We start from the raw sequence: 21,744 nt of genomic DNA, 5'->3' as shown, positions 1-21,744 counted from the left end.
GCTGTGAGAACAGGAAAACTCCTCCGGTCCTTGTCCATCCTGCTGACGGCGGCGACGCCGGTCACGCTGGCGGCCCAGACCGGAGCCGCCGCGCCCGCGCCTGCCCCCGCGGCCGCGGCGGCCGTCCCTGCGGGGGCGGCACCCTCCGCAACGGCCAATCCGGGATACCGGCTGGGCGCGGACGACGAGGTCAAGATCTCGATCTTCGGCCAGCCCGACCTTTCCACCACCAGCCGGATCAAGGCGGACGGTTCGCTGACGCTGGCCCTGATCGGGCCGGTCTCCGCACAGGGCAAGACCACATCCGAACTGGGGCAGGCCATCGCGTCGGCCTATGCCAGCGGCGGCTATCTCAACAATCCGTCGGTCAGCGTGGAGGTCAGCCAATATGTGAGCCGCTTCGTCACGGTGCTGGGCAATGTGCCGCAGGCGGGCAATTACCCGCTGGACCGCAACTATACGGTCGCGTCGATGCTGGCCAAGGCCGGCGGATCGACCACGGCGGGCGCGAACGCGGTGATCCTGACCCCGGCGGACGGCAGCGGGCCGGTGCGCATCTCTCTGGCGGACATGGGCGCGGGCGCGGGCCGGGCGTTGCAGCCGGGCGACATCCTGTTCGTGCCGCCCGCCGAGAAGGTCTATGTCTATGGACAGGTGCAGCAGCCGGGCGCTTTCGCCTATGCGCCGGGGCAGACGTTCCGGCAGGCGCTGGCGCTGGCGGGCGGGCCGACGCTGGCCGGTTCGACCAGGCGCATCAAGGTCAAGCGCGAGGGCCAGGAAGTCGAGGCCAATCTCGACGATCCGGTGAAGCCCGAAGACGTCCTCATCATCAGGGAGAAGCTGTTTTGACGGCCATCGACCATGATTTCGCGCAACAGCGGCGCGCCGAAGGCGGCGCGCTCGACTGGTTGCGAGCCTTGCCGCGCAAGCTGGCGGGCGTAGACAGGCGCGGCGAGCGGACCATTCCCGCTTCGCCGCCGATCGACGCCGCGCCGCTGCTGCTGGAGACCGTCGCGCCGCCCGGTTTGGGCCGATCGTCCGGGAAGGAGCCGGAAACGGACGGACCGCGCCCCCTTTCCATGGGCGCGATGGCGCAACCGCTCAAGCCCATCAGCCTGCGCCGGGATTCCATCTATGCCGCCTTCAACACGGCGATGCCGGTGTCGGACCGCCACGGCCTGACCGGGCGCAACCTGGAACTGGAGAAGCTGGTCGAATCCATCGTCGTCCAGCGCAAGCACGCCGTCATCTTCGGCACGCGCGGATCGGGCAAGACCTCGCTCGCCCGCGTGTTCGGCGACCTGGCGGACGAGGCGGGCTGCGTCGCGCTGTATGGATCGGCCAATGGCGAGACGGATTTCGAGACGCTGTTCCGCCCCTTCCTGGCCGAGTTGCCGATGAGCGCGGCGGGCCGGGAAAAGGCGAAGGCGCTGATGAGCGGCCCGTTCGACGTGCCGCGCCTGGCCAGCCTGCTGGTGGAGGATGTGCGGCAACGCTCCATCCTCATCATCGACGAATATGACCGGGTTCATTCCGACGCGGCGCGGCAGGACGTGGCGGCGCTGATGAAGCTGCTGACCGATCTCCATTCGCCGGTACAGTTGGTGCTGGTGGGGATCGCGAGCGACATCGACGGGCTGATCGCGGCGCATCCGTCGCTGCGGCGGCATATCTCGCCCCAGCGGGTCAGCCCCATTCCGACGCCCGAACTGGCGCGGCTGCTGCTGGGCTGCGCGGAACGGGCGAGCCTTTCCATCGACCTGGAGGCGCTGGACATGCTGGCCAATGCGGCGATGGGGTCGCCCTATCATGCGCGGCTGTTCGGCATGCAGGCGGCCTTGATCCCCGAAGCGGCGGGGCGCACGCGCATCACGCCCGCCGATGTGGAGGCGGGCCTCGCCTCCGCGCTGGAGGACTGGCGGGAGGTGAGCGCGGTGACGCACGGCCATCTCGCCCGCGCGCTGCGCGACGCGCCGCATAACCGCCGCATGATCGCGCTGGCGGCCGTGGTGGCCGCGCAGGTCTATGCGGTATCGCAGGAACGGCTGGTGCAGGCGGGGGCCGAACTGTTCGGGCCTTCGGACCGGCTGCACGGCGAAGCGGCCGATGCGCTGGCCCGGCTGGCTCCGGCGCTGGCGGCCACGTCGGGCGGGGAATCGTGGATGTTCGAGGATACGCTCGCGCCGCAATTCCTGCTGCTGATGGCGAAGCGGCCCGCGCACGGCGCCGCCGCGCCCGACCGCACCGAAGAAATGCGCGCCATGCTGAAAGGAGTGGACGGGCTATGATCCTCAATCCCATCGACCTGCTGAGCGCGCTCAAGGCCCGCTGGCGCTCCGCCGCGATGGTCGGCGGCATCCTGTTCCTGCTGATCGCCATCGCGGCGTTCCTGCAACCCCGGCAATATATGGCGACATCCTCGCTGATGCTGGACCTGTCGCAGACCGACCCGACCGAGGACGGCAACAACCAGGTGCGCGTCGACACCGAAAGCATCATCGGGACGCAGACCGACATCATCCGCAGCGCGAAGGTCATCAACGCCGTCGCGAAGGAGGCGGGCTTCGTCGATGCGATGCCCGCCGACCTGCCCGCCGAGCAGCGGTTGCAGGCCGCGGCATCGCGGGTTCGCGCGGGCCTCGTCATCACGACGGGGCGGCAGAGCAACGTGATGCAGATCCAGTATCTCGATCCCGATCCGCAAGTCGCGGCGAAGGTCGCGAACCTGACGTCGAAAATCTACATGCGCGAGCAGGTGGAGTTGCGGGCGTCCCCCGCGCGCGGGTCGGCCAAATGGTTCAACGAGCAGACCGCCGACGTGCGCCGCCGCTATGAAGCGGCGCAGAAGCGGCTGTCCGACTTCCAGCGGGCGCACGACATCATCGGCATCAACCGCATGGACCTGGAGGCCGAGAAGCTCAAGAACATGAGCTATCAGCTGACCCAGGCGCAGGCGGAGGCCGCCGCCGCCCGGTCCAAGACCGGCGCGGGATCGGTGTCCGATATCGAAGGGTCGATCATCGTCCAGAGCCTTCAGGAACAGGTCGCGACGCAATCGGGCCGCGTGTCGGAACTGGCCAAGACGCTGGGCCCCAACCACCCCTCGATGGTGGCGGCGAACGCCCAGCTCCACGAATTGCAGGCGAAGCTCGGGGCGGCGCGGGGCAGCCAGTCGGCGGCGGTCAACGCCAACAGCGTGGCGGCGGGACGGCGCGAAGGCACGCTCAAGTCCAGCATGTCGGCGCAGGAGGACCGCATGATCCGCATGTCCGACGTGCAGGACCAGCTGATGGTGCTCCAGCGCGACGTGGACGCGGCGCGGCAGACCTACGACACGGTGCGCCAGCGCTTCAACGAGGCGGAACTCAAGAGCCAGATCTCGCAGCCCAACGCCAGCCTGCTGGACGAGGCGAGCGTGCCCCTGCTCCCGGCCAAGCCCAATATCCTGCTGTGGCTGGTGGGCGGCATCGCGCTGGGGCTGGTCGGCGGGGTCGCCTTCGTGATCCTGGGCGAAATCGTGACGCCGCGCGTGCGCTCCGCCTCCGGCGTGGCGCGGGCGACCGACGTGGACGTCATCACCGAACTGAACCCGGTCCAGGCGCGCACGCTCTGGTTCCACAAGCAGCAGGAGGCGGCATGAGACTGCGTTCCACGGCCAATGTTCATCCCGGTCTGGCAGCGGGCACTTCGGCGGGGCTCAAGCCCCGCGCCCGCGAAGGGCAGGACCCGGCGCGGCTGGCGGTGCAGCACGGCCTGCTCAGCGAAGCGGAGGCGGCGCGGGCCGACGCCCATGCCCGCGCGTCGGACCTGAGCTTCGCGGAGGCGGCGGTCGACCTGGGCCTGTTCGACGCGGACATGGTGGGCCTGCTGGACGCGATGGGCGGCGGTTTCCCGCTGCTGCGGACCGGAGACGAACGGATCGATCCGCTGGTCGTCACCGCCTTCGACCCCGCCGACCCCTATGCGGCGAAGATCAGGGCGATCCGCGCCAAGATGCGCGCCACCGCGAGCGGCAATGATTCCACCGCGCCGCGCATGGCGATCCTGTCGATCGAGACGGGCGACGAAGCCGCGATCCTCGCCGCCAACCTGGCGGTGGTGATGGCGCAGATGGACGGGCCGACCATGGCGGTCGATGTCGACATGGGCCATCCCTCGCTCGACCGGCTGTTCCGCATCGCCAACAAGGCGGGGCTGGCGGAGCAGCTGATGGGCAGCGCCACGCTGCTGCCCGCCGCGCAGACGGCCCTCGACGGGCTGTGGCTGATGACGGCGGGACGGCCTTCGGGCAGCGCCAAGGGGCTGCTGACGCGCGGGCCGCTGGCGGAGACGGCGGACGGCTGGGGCCTGGGCGAGATGGGGATGCTGTTCTACCTTGCCGAGCGGCGCGGCGACCAGACGCCCTTCGGGTCGATCCTCGCAGGGTTCGATGCGGTCACGCTGGTCGTGCGGCGCGGCGGGACGGCGATCACCGACATGCGCCGCGTGATCGACGATCTGGACCGGCACAAGGTGCCCATCGCCGGGACGGTGATTGCATGAGCGCGGAACAGGCCCTCCCCCGCCCGCAACCGGCGCGGCCCGGCAGCAGCGACCATGGCGGCATCGCCCGTGTCGGGGGCGTGCCGGTGTCGACGCTCTCGCTTCAGGCGCTGATCCGGCGGATGCTGGAGGACGCGCCATTGCGCCGCTCGCTGGGCGAAAGGGCGTTTCTCGCGTTCGATTGCAACGGACAGGGCCTGTCCATGAACGCGAGCGACCCGGCCTTTCGCGCCGACCTCGCGCAGGCGGACCTGATCCACGCGGACGGGCAGATCGTCGTCGCGGCCTCGCGCTGGCTGGGCGGGCCGGTCATCGCCGACCGTTCCGGCACGACGGACATGTTCATCGACAGCCTGAAGGACGCGGCGGCGGCCGGCGTCAGCTATTATCTGCTGGGCGGCGACGAGCGGGTGAATGCCGAGTGCGCGCGCCGGATCGAGGAGATCGCGCCGGGCATCCGGATCGCGGGCCGCCGCAACGGCTTCTGGACTCCGCAGGAGGAGGATGCGGTGATCGAGGCGATCAACGCCGCCGCGCCCGACGTCCTGTGGGTCGGCACGGGCAAGCCGCGCGAGCAGGCGTTCTGCGTCCGCAACCGGGACCGGATCAAGGCCGGGTGGATCGTCACCTGCGGCGGCCTGTTCAACTATGTGACCGGCGATTATCCGCGCGCGCCGATGTGGATGCAGAATGCCGGCCTCGAATGGCTGCACCGCATGGCGACGCGGCCCAAACAGCTTGCGTGGCGCTACCTCACCACCAATCCCCATGCGCTCTGGCTGATCTGGAAGCATCGCCATGGCTGAGGCGCAAGCCGTGACGAGCGGACGCATCCAGAAGATCGGCGGCATATTCGGGCGCTTCGGCCTTGCCAGCCTGTCGTCGGCGGTCGTGTCGGTCAGTCATCTGCTGGTCCAGCTTTTCTCGATTCATCATCTGGGCGCCAGCGGCATCGGCGTGCTGGCCTTCCTGCTGGTCATCATCCAGTTCGGCTACAGCCTGTCCAACGCGCTGGTGTCCACGCCCTATACCATCGCCGTCAACCAGGAGGAGGAGATCGCGGCGGGCGCGCACGACTTCTTCTTCCCGGTCAACCTGCTGCTGTGCCTGAGCCAGGGCCTGACCTGCGCGGCCATCGCCTGGGTGATGGCGTCCCCCGCCGCCGCGCTGGTGTTCGGGATAGCGGGAACGCTGTCGCTGGTGCGCTGGTTCGGGCGGTCCAACGCCTATGCCCATCATGCGCCGATGCGAGCGGCGAAGTCCGACTTCGCCTATGCCGCGACGATCCTGATCGGCCTGCTCGTCGCATCGCGCACGGGGGCCGACCTGGCCGGGATCGGGGCGATCATCGCGCTGGCGGGACTGGTGGGGATGCTGTGCTTCGGCACCGCCTATCTGCGCCGCCATGTCGCCATGCGGCCCGTCCGCGCCCTGCGCCGCTATCGCGCCGTCTGGAAGGAACAGTCGGCCTGGACGCTGCTGGGCGTGCTGTCGACCGAAGCCACGTCCAATGCGCACAGCTATGCCGTGACGCTGCTGGCCGGGCCTGCCGCCTTCGCGCCGATCGCGGTGGGGATGCTGTTTTTCCGTCCCGTCAATGTCTGCATCACCGCCCTCACCCAGTTGGAGCGCCCGCGCATGACCCGCGCCGTGGCGCGCGGCGACGGGCGGGCGGCGATCCAGTCGGAGCGCATCTTCATGGGCGCGCTGGTCATGCTGTGGCTGGCGACATGCGTGCTGGCGGCCATCGTGCTTTATGCTTTTCCGGGACTGATCCTGAAACCGACGCTGGACCACAGGCTCGTCGCCACGGCGGTGATCCTGTGCGCGCTGCTTTCGCTCGTCCAGTGCATCCAGACGCCGATGAGCGTGCTGACGCAGGCGCGCAAGGCGTTCCGTCCGCTCGCCGCGCAGAGCATGCGGAGCTGCGTCGTCGGCATCGTCGCGGTCACGGCGCTGACGCTGACGGTCGCGCCGGTCTTTTCCATCGCGGGCGTGGTGTTCTCGCAGATCGTCATGATGCTGGGCATATGGCGGCTGGACCGGCACTGGCGGCGGCAACAGAAGGCGGAGGGCTGAAGCCATGGCCTCCCTCGCATGGCGGCGCAGCGCGCCCCTGGAAGCCCCATCCTCCCAACCGCGTGAATCCAGGCGCCTGATCGTCACCGCGCAGATATTCTACTTCGTGTTCCTGATGATGGTCTTCATCGGCCAGCGCCCCTTCGCGGAGCGCACGCAGGAGGAGCTGGTCGAACTGGCCGCGCAGAATGACGGGTCTGACCTGTTCAAGCAGGCGCTGTTCATCGGCTTCGCGCTGCTGCTGACGGGCGTGCAGATCGTGCGGAAGCATCCGCCGCGCTATCGCTTCAGCTATTGGCCGGTGGTCGTCATGCTGCTGTGGTTCCTCGTCACCTGCACCTGGGGGGCGGACCCGTTCATCTCCTTCAAGCGGGTGATGCAGCAGGTGATCGTGATCTACATCACCTTCTGCACCCTTTCCATGATCGGACCGGAAAGGCTGATGCAGTCGTTGCGCGCGGCGCTGATCCTGTCGCTCGTCATCTGCTGGGTGTCGTTGCCGATCATACCGGCGGCGGTGCATCCGCCGAGCGAGAACGACCGGGCGCTGGTGGGCGCGTGGCGCGGATTCTTCTTTCACAAGAATATCGCGGGCGCGGTGATGGCGCTGTGCTTCATGGTGACGGTCAATGCGTGGATCGACACGAAGAAATGGATCTATGCGCTGTTTTCCGTCATGGCCTTCCTGTTCGTGGTGGGGACCAAGAGCAAGACCTCGCTCGCCCTCTCCTTCGCGATCCTGATGGTGTGCGGGGTGTATCGGGCGCTCAGCGATTCCACGCAGAAGCGGGCGATCCTGCTGATCCTGCTGGCGCTGGGGATGGTGGGCGTGCTGTGGCTGTACGTTGCCTATCAGCCGGTGGTGGAGCGGCTGTTCGCCGACCCCACATCCTTCACCGGGCGGGTTTCGATCTGGCATGTGCCGCTGGCCTATCTGGACGATCATCCGTTCCTGGGAGCAGGTTTCGGCGGCTTCTGGCAGGTGGGCGACATGTCCCCGGCGCGGGACTATATGAACCAGGCGTTCCAGGTCCGCACCGCCCATTCGCATAACGGCTATCTGGAAATCTGGGTGACGACCGGGCCGCTGGGCCTTGTCATGCTGATCCTGTCCTTCGTCGCGCTGCCCGCCTGGTGGTTCCTGACCGGCACGACGCGGGAGAACCAGAAGCTGATGGTGCCCGCCTTCGCGATCTGGGTCTTCGTGCTGTACCAGAACCTGCTGGAAACGTCCTTCTTCGACAAGGACCGGCAGGTCTGGGTGATCTTCCTCGCGGCCATCGCGACGGCCCATGCGACCTACAAGGCGCGGCCGCAACGCGTGTGGAACCGCCGTTTCCTTGAAACCCCCAAAGCGCAGGAGCTTGCCCATGGCTAAGGTCATCATCTGCATCGCCACCTGCAACCGGCCGCAAGGGCTGGCGCGCACGCTGGAATCGCTCGCGGCGCTCGACACCCGGCATGAAATCGAGGTGGTGGTGGGCGACAATGACGCCGAGCGGCAGGAAGGGCTGGCCGCCGTCGAGGGCATCGCGGCGGCGGGCTATCGCTGGCCGCTGATGGGAATGGCCGTGGCGCGGCGGGGCATCCCGCATGTCCGCAACGCGCTGGCCGAGGCGGCCCTGGCGCGCGAGGGCGTGACCCATGTCGCGATGCTGGACGACGACGAGACGGCCTCCCCCCGCTGGATCGACGCGCTGGTGGAAGCGGCGGAGAAATGGCGGGCCGATGTGGTGGGCGGCGCGGTGCTGCGGGAGATGGACAGCGAAGTCGATCCCTGGGCGGCGCGCCATCCGCTGCTCCAGCCCAAGAGCCGGGGGCAGTCCGGGCCGGTCGATCTGGTGGACAGCACGGCCAATGTGCTGATCGCGGCGCGGGCGCTCAAGGCCATGGGGCCGCGCCCCTTCGACGAGCGCATGGCGCTGACCGGCGGGTCGGACAAGCAGCTTTTCACCGCGATGAAGCGGGCGGGCCATGGCTTCGCCTGGTCGGAGGAAGCGGTCGTCACCGAGCTGATCCCGGCGAGCCGGGTCACGGCGAAATGGCTGCTGATGCGCGGCTACCGCGTGGGCATGACCGACATGATCGTGGCCCGTACCCAGCATGGCCCCCTGCGCGCCGCCGCCGTTGAAGCGCCCCGCATCGTCGGCGGCTTCATCATGGGAGGCCTGGGCGCGGTGGCGACGCTGGATCGGGGCAAGCGGGTCGAGCGGCTGGGCAGGCTCTATCGCGCGGCGGGCAAGATCGCGGGCCTCGCCGGCATCCATTATGAAGAATATCGGAAGGTGCACGGCGCATGACCACGCCCTTTTTCTCTGTCGTCGTTCCGCTCTACAACCGCGCCGATCAGGTGGGCGACACCATCCGGTCGGTGCTGGCGCAGGACTGGACCGATTATGAAATCGTCGTGATCGACGACGGGTCGCGGGATAATCCGAAGCCCGTGATCGAGGCGATCGGCGATCCGCGCATCCGCTATATCCGGCAGGACAATGCGGGCGGCGGGGCGGCGCGCAACGCCGGGATCAAGGCGGCGCAGGGGCGCTATATCGCCTTCCTCGATTCCGACGATCTGTTCCTGCCGGGGAAGCTTTCCATCATGGCGGCGGCGTTGAAGGATGATGATGGGCTGACCGTGCTGTATTCGCGGATGAAGGTGGACCGGGGCGTCGACCGCTACTGGATCAGGCCCGACCGGGGCATCCGCGAGGGCGAGGATGTGGGCGAATATCTGTTCTGCGCCAATCAGTTCATGCAGACCTCCACCATGGTCATGTCCACGCCGCTGGCGCAGAAGGTGCTGTTCGACCCGGCGCTGAAGAAAGGGCAGGACCTGGATTTCTGCGTCCGCTTGCAGGGCGCGGGGGCGCGGTTCCGCATGATCGAGCAGCCGCTGACCATCTGGCTGGACGCGACGGAGGCGGGACGGACATCCTATGTGAAGGGTTACGAGACCTCGCTCGACTGGCTGGAGCGGTGCGGCCATATGCTGACCGGGCGGGCGCGGCGGGGCTACCGGGCGACGGTGCTGGCCTATCATATGGCGCCGGTGCGGCCGGTGGCGGCGATCCGCGACCTGATCGTGGGATGCGTCGCGGGCGGGGTGCCGCCCAAGATCATCGCGCGGCAGATCTTGCGGTCCTACCTGCCCAAGCCGCTCTATCGATCGCTGGTCAACAGCTTCGTCCTTCGCTTCGGCAAGGCGGAGCCTAGTCACGGTTTCAAGTCGTGATGAGCGAGTGGCAATCCCCCGAAGCCTTGCAGGCGGCCGCCGCGCGCCCGCTGTTTTCCGTCGTGATCCCCACCTATCAGCGGGCCGACGCCATCACCGGCGCGGTCATGTCGGCGCTGGAGCAGACCGTCGCCATGATCGAGGTGATCGTCGTCGTGGACGGATCGACCGACCAGACGCAGGCGGCTCTGGCAGCGGTGAGCGACCCGCGCCTGCGGGTCATCGTGCAGGATAATCAGGGCGCGGCGGCGGCGCGGAACCGGGGGATAGACGAGGCGCGGGGACGCTATATCGCGTTCCTCGATTGCGACGACCGTTTCCTGCCCCATCACCTGGCCGACCTGCTGCCGCTGGTGCAGCAGGACGAGAATGTCGTCGCCTATGGGCAGGTGCTGGCGGACCGGGGAGGCGGCCGCAATTTCCTCAAGCCCCCGCGCGCCATCGCGGATGGGGAGACCATCGACGGCTATCTGATGTGCGACCGGGGCTTCATCCAGACCAGCAGCATGGCGCTGAGCCGCGCGCTGGCGGAGAAGGTGCGCTATCGCGAGGATGTGCGTTTCGGCGACGACACCGATTTCGCGGTCCGCCTGTCGCTCGCGGGCGCGCGCTTCCTGATGACGGAGCGGCCCGGCACGATCTGGGCCGACAGCAAGACAGAGCAGCGCCTGTCCCATGTGCGCGGCAATGTGGGCAGCCTCATGTGGCTGCGCGACCTGCGCCCGCATATCTCGCCCCGCGCCTTTTCCGCCTATATGGGCTGGCACGCGGCGAAGAGCATCTGGCCGACCAGCCGGGCGCGGGCGATGCGCTATTATCTGGAGGCGCTGTGCCGGGGCGCGTTCGGCCCGCGCCTTGCCGCCATGGTGCTGATGCAGATCGTGCTGCCCGATCCGGTCTACCGCCGCCTGTCGGACCGCTGGATCGACCTGACCCACATGGTCGCGGGAAGGCCCCGGCTGTGAGGCGGCGGGATTTCGTCATCGGCGCGCTGGCGCTGGGCGCGTTGCCATCCGCCCCGGCGCGCGCGGCGATCCCCTCCTCCCCCGGCCTCGCGGCGCTGGCGCGGCGGACGGGGCGCTATTTCGGCTGCGCGGTCAAGTCGCGGCAATTGCGCGAGGATGCGGACTTCACCGCCGCGGTGGCGCGCGAGTGCGACATCGTGGTGCAGGAATATGAGATGAAGCGCGGCACCACCGAGCGCAAGCAGGGCCGCTATGACTTCAGCGGCACGGATGCGATCGAAGCCTTCGCCCGCAAGCATGGCATCGGCGGGCGCGGGCATCCGCTGGTCTGGTACGCGGCCAATCCCGACTGGCTGGAACCGGCCCTGATGGCCGGTAATCCGCGCCAGCGCGAAAAGCTGATGACGGACTATATCCGCGTGGCGATGCGCCGCTATGCCGGGTGGATCACCGAATGGGACGTGGTGAACGAGGCGATCGAGCCGAATGACGGGCGCCCGGACGGGATGCGCGCCGACAATATGTGGCTGCGCGCCATGGGCGAAACCTATATCGACACCGCCTTCCACACGGCGCGGGAGGCGGACCCCAAGGCGTCGCTGTTCCTGACCGATTTCGGGCTGGAGCATGATTCGGTCCGCTGCGAGCGGCGGCGCACGGCGTTCCTCAAGCTGCTGGACCGGCTGATGGCGCGGGGCGTGCCGGTGGATGCGGTCGGCATACAGGGGCACCTCAAACCCTATAAGGAAGGGTTCAGCCAGAAGGTCTTCGCCGATTTCCTCGACACGATCACGGGCTATGGCCTCGACATTTCGATCTGCGAGTTCGACGTGGCGGATCGCGGCGGGCCGCCCGACCCGGACAAGCGTGACCGGGAAGTGGCCGCCTTCGCGCAGGCGTTCCTCGACGTGGCGCTGGACAATCCGGCGACGCGGGGCGTGGTGTGCTGGGGGCTGTCGGACCGCTATTCCTGGCTGTCCAACTATCCCGAATATAAGTGGCCGGACGGGCAATTGTCGCGAGGATTGCCGCTGGACGCGGCAGGGCAGCGCAAGCCGCTGTGGAGAGCCATCGCCGCCGCTTTCGAAGCCGCGCCGCAGATGCGGGAGCGCAAGGCGTGAGGATCGCTTCCCTCACCGGGCTGCGCGGAGTCGCGGCGGTGGCGGTGCTGCTGTACCATATCCCGCAGCAGGCGGTTTTCGCGGGATTCGCGATGCCGCTCTTTTCGCGGGCCTATCTGGCGGTGGACCTGTTCTTCATCCTGTCGGGCTTCGTGATTTCGGTCGGCTATTATGAGAAGGTCGCCCGCCACTGGAGCCTGCCGGCCTATGGCGATTTCCTCGTCAACCGGGCGGCGCGGGTGTGGCCGCTGCATCTGGTGGTGACGCTGGTGTGCATCGCGCGCATCCTCGTCAATATCTCGGGAAGCCAGAGCATCCCCCTGACCCCCGCCAATATCCTCACCAACCTGTTGATGGTGCAGAGCTGGGGTTGGGGGACGGAACCGATTGCGGGCAATAGCTGGTCGGTCAGCACGGAGGTGGCTGCCTATCTGCTCTATCCGCTGGTGGCGGCGGTGGCCTTTTCGCGATGGGTGTGGGTGCAGGGGCTGGCGGCGGTGGCGCTGCTGTGGCTGGTGTCACGGTCGGGTCTGGGCGCGAGCGGGCCGATGGACGTGCTGGCGTCCGATAGCGTGCTGACGCTGCTGCGGTGCCTGGGCGGGTTCGCGCTGGGGGTGATCGCCTATCGCGGCGCGCGGACGCGCTGGGCGCGGGCCATGTTCGACAGGCCGGGGGCGTTTCTTGCCGTGTGCGCGGTTCTGGCGCTGGCGCTGTGGCTGCCGGGGAAGCAGGATTTGCTGGCGGTGTGCATCATGCCCGCGCTGGTGCTGTGCTGCTATTATGACGGGGCGGTGGCGCGGGGGCTGCTCGCCAATCCGCTGAGCTTTCATCTGGGGCTGATCAGCTATTCCATCTATCTGTGGCATCCGCTGGTGCGCGACATCGGGGCGCGGGCGCTGAGCGTGGCGCAACGGCATGGCGTGACCGGGATGGATGCGCTGTTCCTGATCGGCACGGTGGCGGCGACATGGCTGCTGTGCTGGGCGAGCTATCATCTGATCGAGGTGCGCGGGCATCGGGCGATCAAATGGCTCTATGACGGCCATCGCGCCCGCGCCAAGGCCATTGGGGCCGCCGCCTGGTGATCCCTTCTCCCAGCGCGCCGCTGTGGATCGCGGTGCCCACTTTCCGCAGGCCGGAGCGGTTGCGCTATCTGCTCGAACGCGTGGGCGAGGTGGTGCGGCGCGACGATGTGGCGCTGCTGGTGGCGGAGAATGACGCCAAGGGCCAGGAAGGCGCGGCGGTGGCGCGGGCGATGGCGGCGGAGGGCTATCCCCTGCCCCTGCATGTGACGGTGGTCGAGGAGCCGGGGCTTTGCGCGGTGCGCAATGCCATCGCGGCGGCGGCCATGGGCGATCCGGCGATGCGGATGCTGGCGATGATCGACGATGACGAATGGCCGCAGCCGGGATGGCTCGACGCGCTGGTCGCCTGCCAGGAGGAAACGGGCGCGGAGGCGGTCGGCGGGCCGGTCGATCCGCATTTTGTCGAGACTCCGCTCCGCTGGGTCAGCGAGACGCTGGTGTTTCGGGCGGAGGAGCGGGCCGGCGGCGTGACCGATATGCTGTGGGCGAGCAACAACCTGCTCGTGACGCGGGGCGCGCTGGAGCGGGTTGGGCGGCCATGGTTCGACAGCCGCTTCAACCGCAGCGGGGGGGAGGATCTGGACTTCCTGATGCGGCTTCGCGCGGCGGGCGGGACGTTCGGCTGGGCGCCGGGGGCGCGGGTCAGCGAATGGGTGCCGCCGGAGCGGGTGCGGCTGTCATGGGTGCTGCGGCGCATGGAACGCATCGGCTGCACGGAGACGCTGGCGCGGCGCAAGCAGAGGCCGGGGTTCGGCGGCGGGCTGGCGCTGTTCGGGCGGTCCGTGGCGTTGCTGGGGCTGCGGACGGCAGGGCTGGCGGGGATGCTGCTGCCCGGCGCGAAGCGGGTCGATATTGCGGGACAATGGGTGAAGTGCTGGGGCCGCCTGCATGCTTTTACGGGCGGCTCCCAGACACTTTACGGGTCGGACTGAGCCTTATTCGGCCGCTTCGACCAGCGGTTCGGCGAGCGGGGGCGCCCCCCGGCCGACGCTGGCATAGGTGAAGCCCGCCGCTTCGGCATCGTCGGGGCGGTAGATATTGCGCAGGTCGACGAGCGCGTCGCCCGCCATCACGCCGCGCAGCCGCTTGAGGTCGAGCGCGCGCAAGGCGTCCCATTCGGTGACGAGCACGACCGCCGCCGCGCCTTCCGCCGCGACATAGGGGCCGGTCGCGAACTCGACATCCTTCAGCATGGCGCTGGCCGCTTCCATGCCTTCGGGGTCATAGGCGCGGATGTGCGCGCCCGCGTCCTGCAACGCCTGAATGATCGAGAGCGAGGGCGCGTCGCGCATGTCGTCGGTATTGGGCTTGAAGGTCAGGCCCAGCACCGCGACGGTCTTGCCGCGCACGGAGCCGCTGCAAAGGGCGATCACCTTGCGCGCCATGGCCCGCTTGCGGCTTTCGTTGATGGCGACGGTGGTTTCGATGAGGCGCACGGGCGCGCCCGCATCCTCCGCCGTCTTGACCAGCGCCAGCGTGTCCTTGGGGAAGCAGGAACCGCCATAGCCTGGCCCGGCGTGGAGGAATTTGGAACCGATCCGGTTGTCGAGGCCGATGCCCCGCGCCACCTGCTGCACGTCGGCGCCGACCTGCTCGCACAGCTCCGCGATCTCGTTGATGTAGGTGATCTTCATCGCCAGGAAGGCGTTGGCGGCGTATTTGATGAGCTCGCTGGTCCGGCGGCCGGTGAACACCATCGGCGACTGGTTGAGGTAGAGCGGGCGATAGACTTCCTCCATCACCGGCCGAGCGCGTTCATCCTCTATGCCCACGACGATGCGGTCGGGACGCTTGAAGTCCTGGATCGCCGCGCCTTCGCGCAGGAATTCGGGGTTGGAGGCGACGGCGAACTCGGCCTGAGGGTTGGTTTCGCGGATGATGCGCTCCACCTCGTCGCCGGTGCCGACCGGGACGGTGGACTTGGTGACGATGACGGTGAAGCCGTTGAGCGATCCCGCGATCTCCCGCGATGCGTCATAGACGTAGCTGAGGTCCGCATGGCCGTCGCCCCGGCGGGCGGGGGTGCCGACCGCGATGAAGACGACATCGGCCTGCGCCACCGACCCCGCCAGATCCGTGGTGAAGGTCAGGCGACCCGCATCGACGTTGCGCGCGATCAGTTCCTTGAGGCCCGGCTCATAGATGGGGACGCCGCCTTCGCGCAGCAGCGCGATCTTGCGCTCATCCTTGTCCACGCAGATGATTTCGTGACCGAAATCCGCCAGACATGCCCCCGACACCAAACCCACATAGCCAGATCCGGTCATCACGATCCGCATGACAGTTTCTCCTTTAATATCCTGTTTCGCGCATCCCCCCGCCTTTTCACAGGGCGCACAAAGCGCGCCCCGAAAGCATCGGGATAGCCCTCAACCTATTCTTTCGAGACAATCCGTTCGCCGCCCCGCCCAAGGGAGAAAGACGGGATCAACCGTTGACGCATCGCAACATAGCGTCCCTCCGCGCCCTCGCGCAACGCGGCCCGCCACATATCGACGCGCGGAGACGCCATTTCGTCGCCTCCGCGGCGTCCGCCGATCAGATGCCGCCCGCCATCGGAGGCCAGCCGCCCGCCGCCAGCGCGGCGCTGAGGTCCGCCATGCAGCGGTCCAGCGCCACCGGATCGGTCGAGCGGACCACGAAGTTGGCGCCGGTGCGCCCTTCGCGGAAAAAGGGATAGCTGCCGATCTGGCATCCTTCATGGCGGCGTTCGGCGGCGGCCAGCAGGTCGGCGATCTCGCTTTCCGCGACCCAGCAGCCGACGGTGGCGGACAGCAGCGGCAAGCCCCCCTCCAGCGTTCCGGTCAGACTTTCCAGCATCCCGGCGGTGATATAGGGCACCCCCGCCATGATGAAGATATTGCCGTGCCGGATGCCCGGCGCGCCCGACATGCGGTTTTCGATGAGGCAGGAACCGGCGGGGACGCGCGCCATGCGCAGGCGCGCTTCAGTGAGGCCCCCGCGAGTCTCGTAATAGCTTTCCAGCATGTCCCGCGCCTGCGCGTTGATCTCCACCTCCACGCCCAGCGCGGCGGCGATGGCGTCGACCGTGATGTCGTCATGCGTCGGCCCGATGCCGCCGGTCGTGAACAGATAGTCGTTGCGCGCGCGCAGGGCGTTCACCGCCTCCACTATGGCGGCGCTGTCGTCCGCGACGACGCGCACTTCCCGAAGGCGGATGCCCTGCACGTTGAGCCAGGTGGCGATCTGCGCGACGTTCCTGTCCGCCGTCCGGCCGGACAGGATTTCATCGCCGATGACGACCAAGGCGGCGGTCCAGATGCGTTGAGGATCAGGCATGGTCATGGCCATAGCCTGCCCCATGCGCGCTGCCTAGGGGGCGGCATGGTTCGCGGACAGCTTCCTCCCCCCTCGCATTATTCCGCGCGCCGCCCTATAATCACGCGCATGACCGAATATATGACAATGACGGCCGACGCGCCCCTTTCCCGATCCACCGCGATCAAGCTGCATGATGCCGAGGGTTTCGCGGGCATGAGGAAGGCCGGGCGGCTGGCCGCGGAGATACTCGACGCGCTGGCGCCCCATGTCGTGCCGGGCGTGACGACCGGGGAACTGGACGACATCGTGCGCCGCATGACGCTGGACGGCGGCGGCGTGCCCGCAACCCTGGGCTATCGGGGCTATACGCACAGCTGCTGCATCTCGCTCAACAATGTGATCTGCCACGGCATCCCCGGCGACCTGAAGCTGCGCGAAGGCGACATCCTCAACATCGACGTGACGCCGATGGTGGACGGCTGGCACGGCGACAGCAGCCGCATGTATATTTGCGGGGAAACCTCCATCAAGGCGCGGCGGCTGGTGGAGGTCACCTATGAATGCCTGATGCTGGGGATCGAGCAGGCGAAACCCGGCAACCATCTGGGCGATATCGGCCATGCGATCCAGCGCCATGCCGAAAAGCACCGCTATGGCGTGGTGCGCGATTTCTGCGGCCATGGCCTTGGCCGCGTGTTCCACGACAGCCCGGAGGTGGTGCATATCGGCCGCCCCGGCACCGGGCCGGAGCTTCGCCCCGGCATGTTCTTCACCATCGAGCCGATGATCAATATCGGCAAGCCGGGCGTCAAGATGCTGGACGACGGCTGGACCGCCGTGACGCGCGACCGCACCCTTTCCGCCCAGTTCGAGCATAGCATCGGCATCACCGAAACGGGTTGCGAGATCTTCACGAAAAGCCCGGCGGGTCTCGACGCGCCACCCTATGCCTAAAATTTAGGCATCTGCATGCCGGATTGCCCGGAATCCGGGCAATATGGACAAAAATTGCTGCATCGCCGAAAGCATATCCGGCGATTCGCCGATTGGCACGGGAATTGATGGGACAAGCAGGCGGCGCGTGCCTGATGGGGGCATGATGATCGTCACTCGAAAGTCTGGAGCGAAGGGCTCTTCCCTTCGCGAAATGCGTCTGGTGGGATTTTTTTGAGATGAAGAAGATCGAAGCGATCATCAAGCCGTTCAAGCTGGACGAGGTGAAGGAAGCGCTGCACGAAGTGGGCGTGTCCGGCATCACCGTCACGGAAGCGAAGGGCTTTGGCCGCCAGAAGGGGCATACCGAACTGTATCGCGGCGCGGAATATGTCGTCGACTTCCTGCCCAAGGTGAAGCTGGAGGTCGTCGTCGACGACACGCTGGCCGACCGGGTGGTGGAGGCGATCTCCTCGGCCGCGCAGACCGGGCGCATCGGCGACGGCAAGATCTTCATCTCCCCCATAGAGGGCGCGGTCCGCATCCGTACCGGCGAACGCGACAGCGACGCCATCTGATTTTCATGGGACATTCCCGCCCGCGATCAGGGGCTGGCGGGCACGGCATCAACGATATTGACGAAAGAAGGGCAAGTTCACATGGCCAACACGCCTAAAGACATCCTCAAGATGATCGAGGAAAAGGAGATCGAATGGGTCGATCTGCGCTTCACCGATCCCAAGGGAAAGTGGCAGCACCTGACCATGGTGTCGACCGTGCTGGGCGAGGATGAGCTGAACGAAGGCCTGATGTTCGACGGATCGTCGATCGAAGGCTGGAAGGCGATCAACGAGTCGGACATGATCCTCAAGCCCGACCTCGACGCCGTTTACGTCGATCCGTTCAGCGCGACGCCGATGCTGATCCTGTTCTGCGACATCGTGGAGCCGGACACCGGCGAACTGTATGCGCGCGACCCCCGTTCGACCGCGAAGCGCGCCGAGGCGTTCGTCAAGTCCGCCGGTTTCGGCGACACGGTCTATGTCGGTCCGGAAGCCGAATTCTTCATGTTCGACGATGTCCGCTTCAATTCGGACTATCATGAATCCTTCTACAAGATCGACGACATCGAACTGCCGACCAACACCGGCCGCGAATATGAGGGCGGCAACCTTGCTCACCGTCCGCGCGCCAAGGGCGGCTACTTCCCCGTCGCGCCGGTCGATCCGGCCACCGACATCCGCGCCGAGATGGTGACCACCATGCTCGAAATGGGCCTGCCCTGCGACAAGCATCACCATGAGGTCGCCGCCGCGCAGCATGAGCTGGGCCTGACCTTCGGCACGCTGGTCCAGACCGCCGACCGGATGCAGATCTATAAATATGTGGTCCAGATGGTCGCGCAGGCCTATGGCAAGACCGCGACCTTCATGCCCAAGCCGATCGCGCAGGACAACGGGTCGGGCATGCACACCCACATGTCGATCTGGGACGGCGGCAAGCCGCTGTTCGCGGGCGAAGGCTATGCGGGCCTCAGTGAAATGTGCCTCTATTTCATCGGCGGCGTCATCAAGCACGCCAAGGCGCTGAACGCCTTCACCAACCCGACCACCAACAGCTACAAGCGGCTGGTGCCGGGCTTCGAAGCGCCGGTCCTGCTCGCCTATTCGGCGCGCAACCGTTCGGCCTCCTGCCGCATCCCCTATGGCGCGGGCGCCAAAGCGAAGCGCGTGGAGTTCCGCTTCCCCGACGCGATGGCGAACCCCTATCTGTGCTATGCCGCGCTGCTGATGGCGGGCCTGGACGGGATCGAGAACAAGATCCATCCGGGCGGCGCGATGGACAAGAACCTCTACGACCTGCCGCCCGAGGAACTGAGCCAGGTGCCGACCGTCTGCGGATCGCTGCGGGAAGCGCTCAATTCGCTGGCGGCCGATCACGACTTCCTGCTGAAGGGCGACGTGTTCACCAAGGATCAGATCGAATCCTATCTGGAACTGAAGTGGCCGGAGGTCTACCGCTGGGAAATGGCGCCCTCGCCGGTCGAGTTCGACATGTATTACAGCCTCTGATCGCCGACATAGCGCGAAACGGAAAGCCCGGCGGCAGGAGCGGCCGGGCTTTTTGCTGCGTGGTCATGGTGGGGCGGGTGTTCGGACAAAGGCGGACACTCCTTCATCCGTTCGGGCTGAGCGAAGTCGGAGCCTTCCACCGAACAGCGTGAGGTGTTTACGCCTTCGCCAAGCTCAGGGCGAACGGGCGTGGTGTCTGGAACCCACCCAAAGCCGTCAGGAACCGGGCTATCGCAAAGTCGCCGCTTTCCGCCGGTGTAGCGGCTCAACCGGGTATCGACACGCCGAACAGGAGCACCGTCTCACCCGGCGGCGACAGGGCGACCTCGCCCCCCGCCTTCGTCACCAGTTCGCGCACCATCCATGCAGCGGCGGTGCGCGAGGCCAGCCCTTCCGGCGGCAGGGTGCCCGCCAGCGCCGCGCGCAGGTCCGGGTCCAGCACCAGCTTGGGCCCTTCCGCCCGCACCACGATCTCCGTCACGCCGGTCCGCTGCTCCGCGCCGATGTCGAGTTGCCCGCCGCGCACCAGCGCATCCCCCGCGATCAGCGCGAGGTTGAGCAATATCTTGACCGGCAGCTTGCCCAGCATATCGTCCTCGACCAGCCAGCCGACCTTCACGCGGCCCGCCGTGGCGAACATCCCTTCGATCGCGACCCGCGCTTCATGCGTCGGCACCGCGTCGCCGAAACCGCCCGCCGACCCGAAGGCGAGGCGGAAGAATTTGAGCTTGTTCGCCGACGTCTTCGCGCTGTCCGTCAACAGGTCGAGGCAGCGCTGGCGCATGTCCGGATCGGTCTCGTCCGCCATCAGTTCCAGCCCGTTGTTCAGCGCGCCGACCGGGCTCAGCAGGTCGTGGCACAGGCGCGAACAGAGCAGGCTGGCAAATTCGATGCTGTCGGTCGGATGGGTCATGGAGAAGAACTGCCGGTCAATGGATGGGATATCGGGAGAAGTCACGCTAATGCGCCGCCGCATGGCAGGATGCAAGCCCGGCTCGCCCGCTTTCCCTCACAGTATGTCGAGCGCCGCTTCGGCAAAGCGCACCTGTCCGCGCTCGCCCGGCCCCGCTATCCAGAGCCGCGCGGCGCTCCCCGCCACGATCAGCCACAGGCTGCCGTCGGGCCGCGCGCAGGCGGCGTCCGTGGCCGAAGGGACCGCAACACCGCCGGGATGCGAATGATAATGGCCGACGATCCGGGGGCCTCCCCCACGCGCTTCCCGATGCGCGGCGAGGAGAAGGGCCGGGTCCAGCTCGAAATGACGGGCGGGATCGGGGGCGATATTGGCGGCGGGCCGGATCGCCTCTATCCGGCCTTCCGTGCCCAGCAGGAGGCCGCATATCTCGCCTTCTCCGGCCGCCGCCAGATGCCTGATCCGGTCCAGATCTTCCCTTGAAATGGAGACTCTCATGCCTACATCTCTAGCAATGGGTTCGGGGGTTTCCATCATTGAAACGACGATCGGAGAGGCGCAGGCCGGGATGCGGCTTGACCGCGCTCTCGCCGACCTGTTGCCCGACCTTTCGCGCGAGCGGCTGAAGGCGCTGATCCTGGACGGACGGATCACTTCGGGCGGGCGGACCTCCAACCCTTCGGCCAAGGTCGCGGCGGGGCAGTGTTTCACCGTCACCCTCCCCCCGCCGGTCGAGGCGGAAGCGGCGGCGCAGGACATTCCGCTCGCCATCGTGCATGAGGATGCGGACCTGATCGTCGTGGACAAGCCCGCGGGCCTCGTCGTCCATCCGGCGGTAGGCAATCTGGACGGCACGCTGGTCAATGCGCTGCTCCATCATTGCCGGGGCCGGCTGTCAGGCATCGGAGGCGTTGCACGGCCCGGCATCGTTCATCGCATCGACAAGGATACTTCCGGCCTGCTGGTCGTTGCAAAGACGGACAAGGCCCATGAGGGGCTGGCCCGGCAGTTCAAGGATCACAGCATCGAACGGCTTTATGCTGCGATCGTCTACGGCGTACCGGCGCCCGGCAACGGGAAGGTGGACACATGGATCGGCCGGTCCGACGTCGATCGAAAGAAGATGGCGGTTCATCGGGAAGGACGCGGCAAACATGCCGTGACCCATTACCGGACGGTGGAGCGGCTGGCGGGCGCGGCCCTGGTGGAATGCCGGCTGGAAACCGGGCGGACGCATCAGGTGCGGGTCCATATGGCGCATATCGGGCACCCCTTGATCGGGGACGCGGTTTACGGTAGAGACAGGAAAGGTTTCAAATCAATACTGGAAACGCTGGGTTTCAAAAGGCAGGCATTGCACGCGCGAACGCTGGGGTTCATACACCCCGTAACAGGCGAAAGCCTTCGGTTTGAAAGTGTTCTGCCGGCCGATATGCAGGAACTGTTAAGGCAGCTCCACGTATAAGGTTCGACAAGTTTGCGACGGCGCAGCGACGCCTCTTCTGGGTCCCGCCGCGCAT

The 21,744-nt window shown here is 67.2% G+C and carries 21 protein-coding genes; 17 read left to right on the top strand and 4 right to left on the bottom strand.

Going from position 1 to position 21,744, the window contains the following annotated elements:
• Positions 1-3: 3 nt before the first annotated feature.
• From SCLO_RS03050 to SCLO_RS02990, 13 genes are read left to right on the top strand one after another with little or no spacing between them, the layout of a single operon-like run.
• Entirely contained in the window at positions 4-849 is an 846-nt protein-coding gene (locus SCLO_RS03050; protein WP_066518618.1) for a polysaccharide biosynthesis/export family protein, read from the top strand.
• Positions 846-2,288 carry an nSTAND1 domain-containing NTPase gene (locus tag SCLO_RS03045; protein WP_066518619.1) on the top strand — a complete coding sequence of 481 codons (1,443 nt, stop codon included), beginning with the start codon at positions 846-848 and terminating at the stop codon, positions 2,286-2,288. The genes SCLO_RS03050 and SCLO_RS03045 overlap by 4 nt, the downstream gene beginning before the upstream one ends.
• Positions 2,285-3,640 (top strand): GNVR domain-containing protein, encoded by a 1,356-nt coding sequence (locus tag SCLO_RS03040; RefSeq protein WP_066518621.1) that lies wholly within the window; start codon positions 2,285-2,287, stop codon positions 3,638-3,640. Before SCLO_RS03045 ends, SCLO_RS03040 begins: the two co-directional genes overlap by 4 nt.
• On the top strand, positions 3,637-4,542 hold the full coding sequence (locus SCLO_RS03035) for a P-loop NTPase family protein (RefSeq protein ID WP_066518624.1): 906 nt from the start codon (positions 3,637-3,639) through the stop codon (positions 4,540-4,542). The genes SCLO_RS03040 and SCLO_RS03035 overlap by 4 nt, the downstream gene beginning before the upstream one ends.
• Positions 4,539-5,348 carry a WecB/TagA/CpsF family glycosyltransferase gene (locus tag SCLO_RS03030; RefSeq protein WP_066518625.1) on the top strand — a complete coding sequence of 270 codons (810 nt, stop codon included), beginning with the start codon at positions 4,539-4,541 and terminating at the stop codon, positions 5,346-5,348. Before SCLO_RS03035 ends, SCLO_RS03030 begins: the two co-directional genes overlap by 4 nt.
• On the top strand, positions 5,341-6,621 hold the full coding sequence (locus tag SCLO_RS03025; protein ID WP_066518626.1) for a polysaccharide biosynthesis protein: 1,281 nt from the start codon (positions 5,341-5,343) through the stop codon (positions 6,619-6,621). Before SCLO_RS03030 ends, SCLO_RS03025 begins: the two co-directional genes overlap by 8 nt.
• A gap of 4 nt (positions 6,622-6,625) precedes the next feature.
• Positions 6,626-7,999, top strand: coding sequence for an O-antigen ligase family protein (locus SCLO_RS03020; RefSeq protein WP_066518627.1), 1,374 nt, complete (start codon positions 6,626-6,628; stop codon positions 7,997-7,999).
• A complete protein-coding gene (locus tag SCLO_RS03015; RefSeq protein ID WP_066518628.1) occupies positions 7,992-8,921 on the top strand; it encodes a glycosyltransferase in 930 nt (309 codons plus the stop codon). The genes SCLO_RS03020 and SCLO_RS03015 overlap by 8 nt, the downstream gene beginning before the upstream one ends.
• Positions 8,918-9,853 carry a glycosyltransferase family 2 protein gene (locus tag SCLO_RS03010; protein ID WP_066518630.1) on the top strand — a complete coding sequence of 312 codons (936 nt, stop codon included), beginning with the start codon at positions 8,918-8,920 and terminating at the stop codon, positions 9,851-9,853. The genes SCLO_RS03015 and SCLO_RS03010 overlap by 4 nt, the downstream gene beginning before the upstream one ends.
• A complete protein-coding gene (locus tag SCLO_RS03005; RefSeq protein WP_066518632.1) occupies positions 9,853-10,818 on the top strand; it encodes a glycosyltransferase family 2 protein in 966 nt (321 codons plus the stop codon). Before SCLO_RS03010 ends, SCLO_RS03005 begins: the two co-directional genes overlap by 1 nt.
• On the top strand, positions 10,815-11,939 hold the full coding sequence (locus SCLO_RS03000) for an endo-1,4-beta-xylanase (protein WP_066518639.1): 1,125 nt from the start codon (positions 10,815-10,817) through the stop codon (positions 11,937-11,939). Before SCLO_RS03005 ends, SCLO_RS03000 begins: the two co-directional genes overlap by 4 nt.
• Positions 11,936-13,024, top strand: a complete 1,089-nt coding sequence (locus SCLO_RS02995) for an acyltransferase family protein (RefSeq protein ID WP_066518647.1) — start codon at positions 11,936-11,938, stop codon at positions 13,022-13,024. Before SCLO_RS03000 ends, SCLO_RS02995 begins: the two co-directional genes overlap by 4 nt.
• The gene (locus SCLO_RS02990) at positions 13,021-13,956 is read left to right on the top strand and encodes a glycosyltransferase family 2 protein (RefSeq protein WP_231923330.1); all 936 of its coding nucleotides are present in this window, start codon (positions 13,021-13,023) and stop codon (positions 13,954-13,956) included. The genes SCLO_RS02995 and SCLO_RS02990 overlap by 4 nt, the downstream gene beginning before the upstream one ends.
• A gap of 3 nt (positions 13,957-13,959) precedes the next feature.
• Here SCLO_RS02990 and SCLO_RS02985 read toward each other — a convergent pair whose 3' ends face one another.
• The gene (locus SCLO_RS02985; protein ID WP_066518648.1) at positions 13,960-15,303 is read right to left on the bottom strand and encodes a UDP-glucose dehydrogenase family protein; all 1,344 of its coding nucleotides are present in this window, start codon (positions 15,301-15,303) and stop codon (positions 13,960-13,962) included.
• A 259-nt stretch (positions 15,304-15,562) separates the two neighbouring features.
• Positions 15,563-16,324, bottom strand: a complete 762-nt coding sequence (locus SCLO_RS02980) for a competence/damage-inducible protein A (protein ID WP_066518713.1) — start codon at positions 16,322-16,324, stop codon at positions 15,563-15,565.
• Positions 16,325-16,432: 108 nt separating this feature from the next.
• Between SCLO_RS02980 and map the strand changes: the two genes are divergently transcribed.
• The 3 genes from map to glnA all read left to right on the top strand — a co-directional run bounded on the left by map (position 16,433) and on the right by glnA (position 19,311).
• On the top strand, positions 16,433-17,260 hold the full coding sequence (map, locus tag SCLO_RS02975) for a type I methionyl aminopeptidase (RefSeq protein WP_066518649.1): 828 nt from the start codon (positions 16,433-16,435) through the stop codon (positions 17,258-17,260).
• 218 nt (positions 17,261-17,478) lie between these two features.
• The gene (locus tag SCLO_RS02970) at positions 17,479-17,817 is read left to right on the top strand and encodes a P-II family nitrogen regulator (RefSeq protein WP_066518659.1); all 339 of its coding nucleotides are present in this window, start codon (positions 17,479-17,481) and stop codon (positions 17,815-17,817) included.
• An 81-nt stretch (positions 17,818-17,898) separates the two neighbouring features.
• Positions 17,899-19,311 (top strand): type I glutamate--ammonia ligase, encoded by a 1,413-nt coding sequence (gene glnA / locus SCLO_RS02965; protein ID WP_066518662.1) that lies wholly within the window; start codon positions 17,899-17,901, stop codon positions 19,309-19,311.
• A gap of 265 nt (positions 19,312-19,576) precedes the next feature.
• Here the strand turns inward: glnA and SCLO_RS02960 are convergent, their stop codons facing one another.
• Positions 19,577-20,224: a histidine phosphotransferase family protein gene (locus SCLO_RS02960; RefSeq protein WP_066518664.1), complete on the bottom strand. Its 648-nt coding sequence runs from the start codon at positions 20,222-20,224 to the stop codon at positions 19,577-19,579.
• A gap of 96 nt (positions 20,225-20,320) precedes the next feature.
• Complete coding sequence (locus SCLO_RS02955) at positions 20,321-20,722, bottom strand: M67 family metallopeptidase (RefSeq protein WP_066518667.1); 402 nt, start codon at positions 20,720-20,722, stop codon at positions 20,321-20,323.
• Positions 20,723-20,738: 16 nt separating this feature from the next.
• On the opposite strand from SCLO_RS02955, the gene SCLO_RS02950 reads away from it, so the two are divergent.
• A complete protein-coding gene (locus tag SCLO_RS02950; RefSeq protein WP_066518669.1) occupies positions 20,739-21,689 on the top strand; it encodes an RluA family pseudouridine synthase in 951 nt (316 codons plus the stop codon).
• Positions 21,690-21,744 lie beyond the last annotated feature (55 nt).

It is taken from the genome of Sphingobium cloacae (genome assembly GCF_002355855.1).
GTDB classification, from domain to species: Bacteria; Pseudomonadota; Alphaproteobacteria; order Sphingomonadales; family Sphingomonadaceae; genus Sphingobium; species Sphingobium cloacae.
Note: the sequence above shows the minus strand (reverse complement) of the source record. Positions and strands in the feature narration are given on the sequence as shown.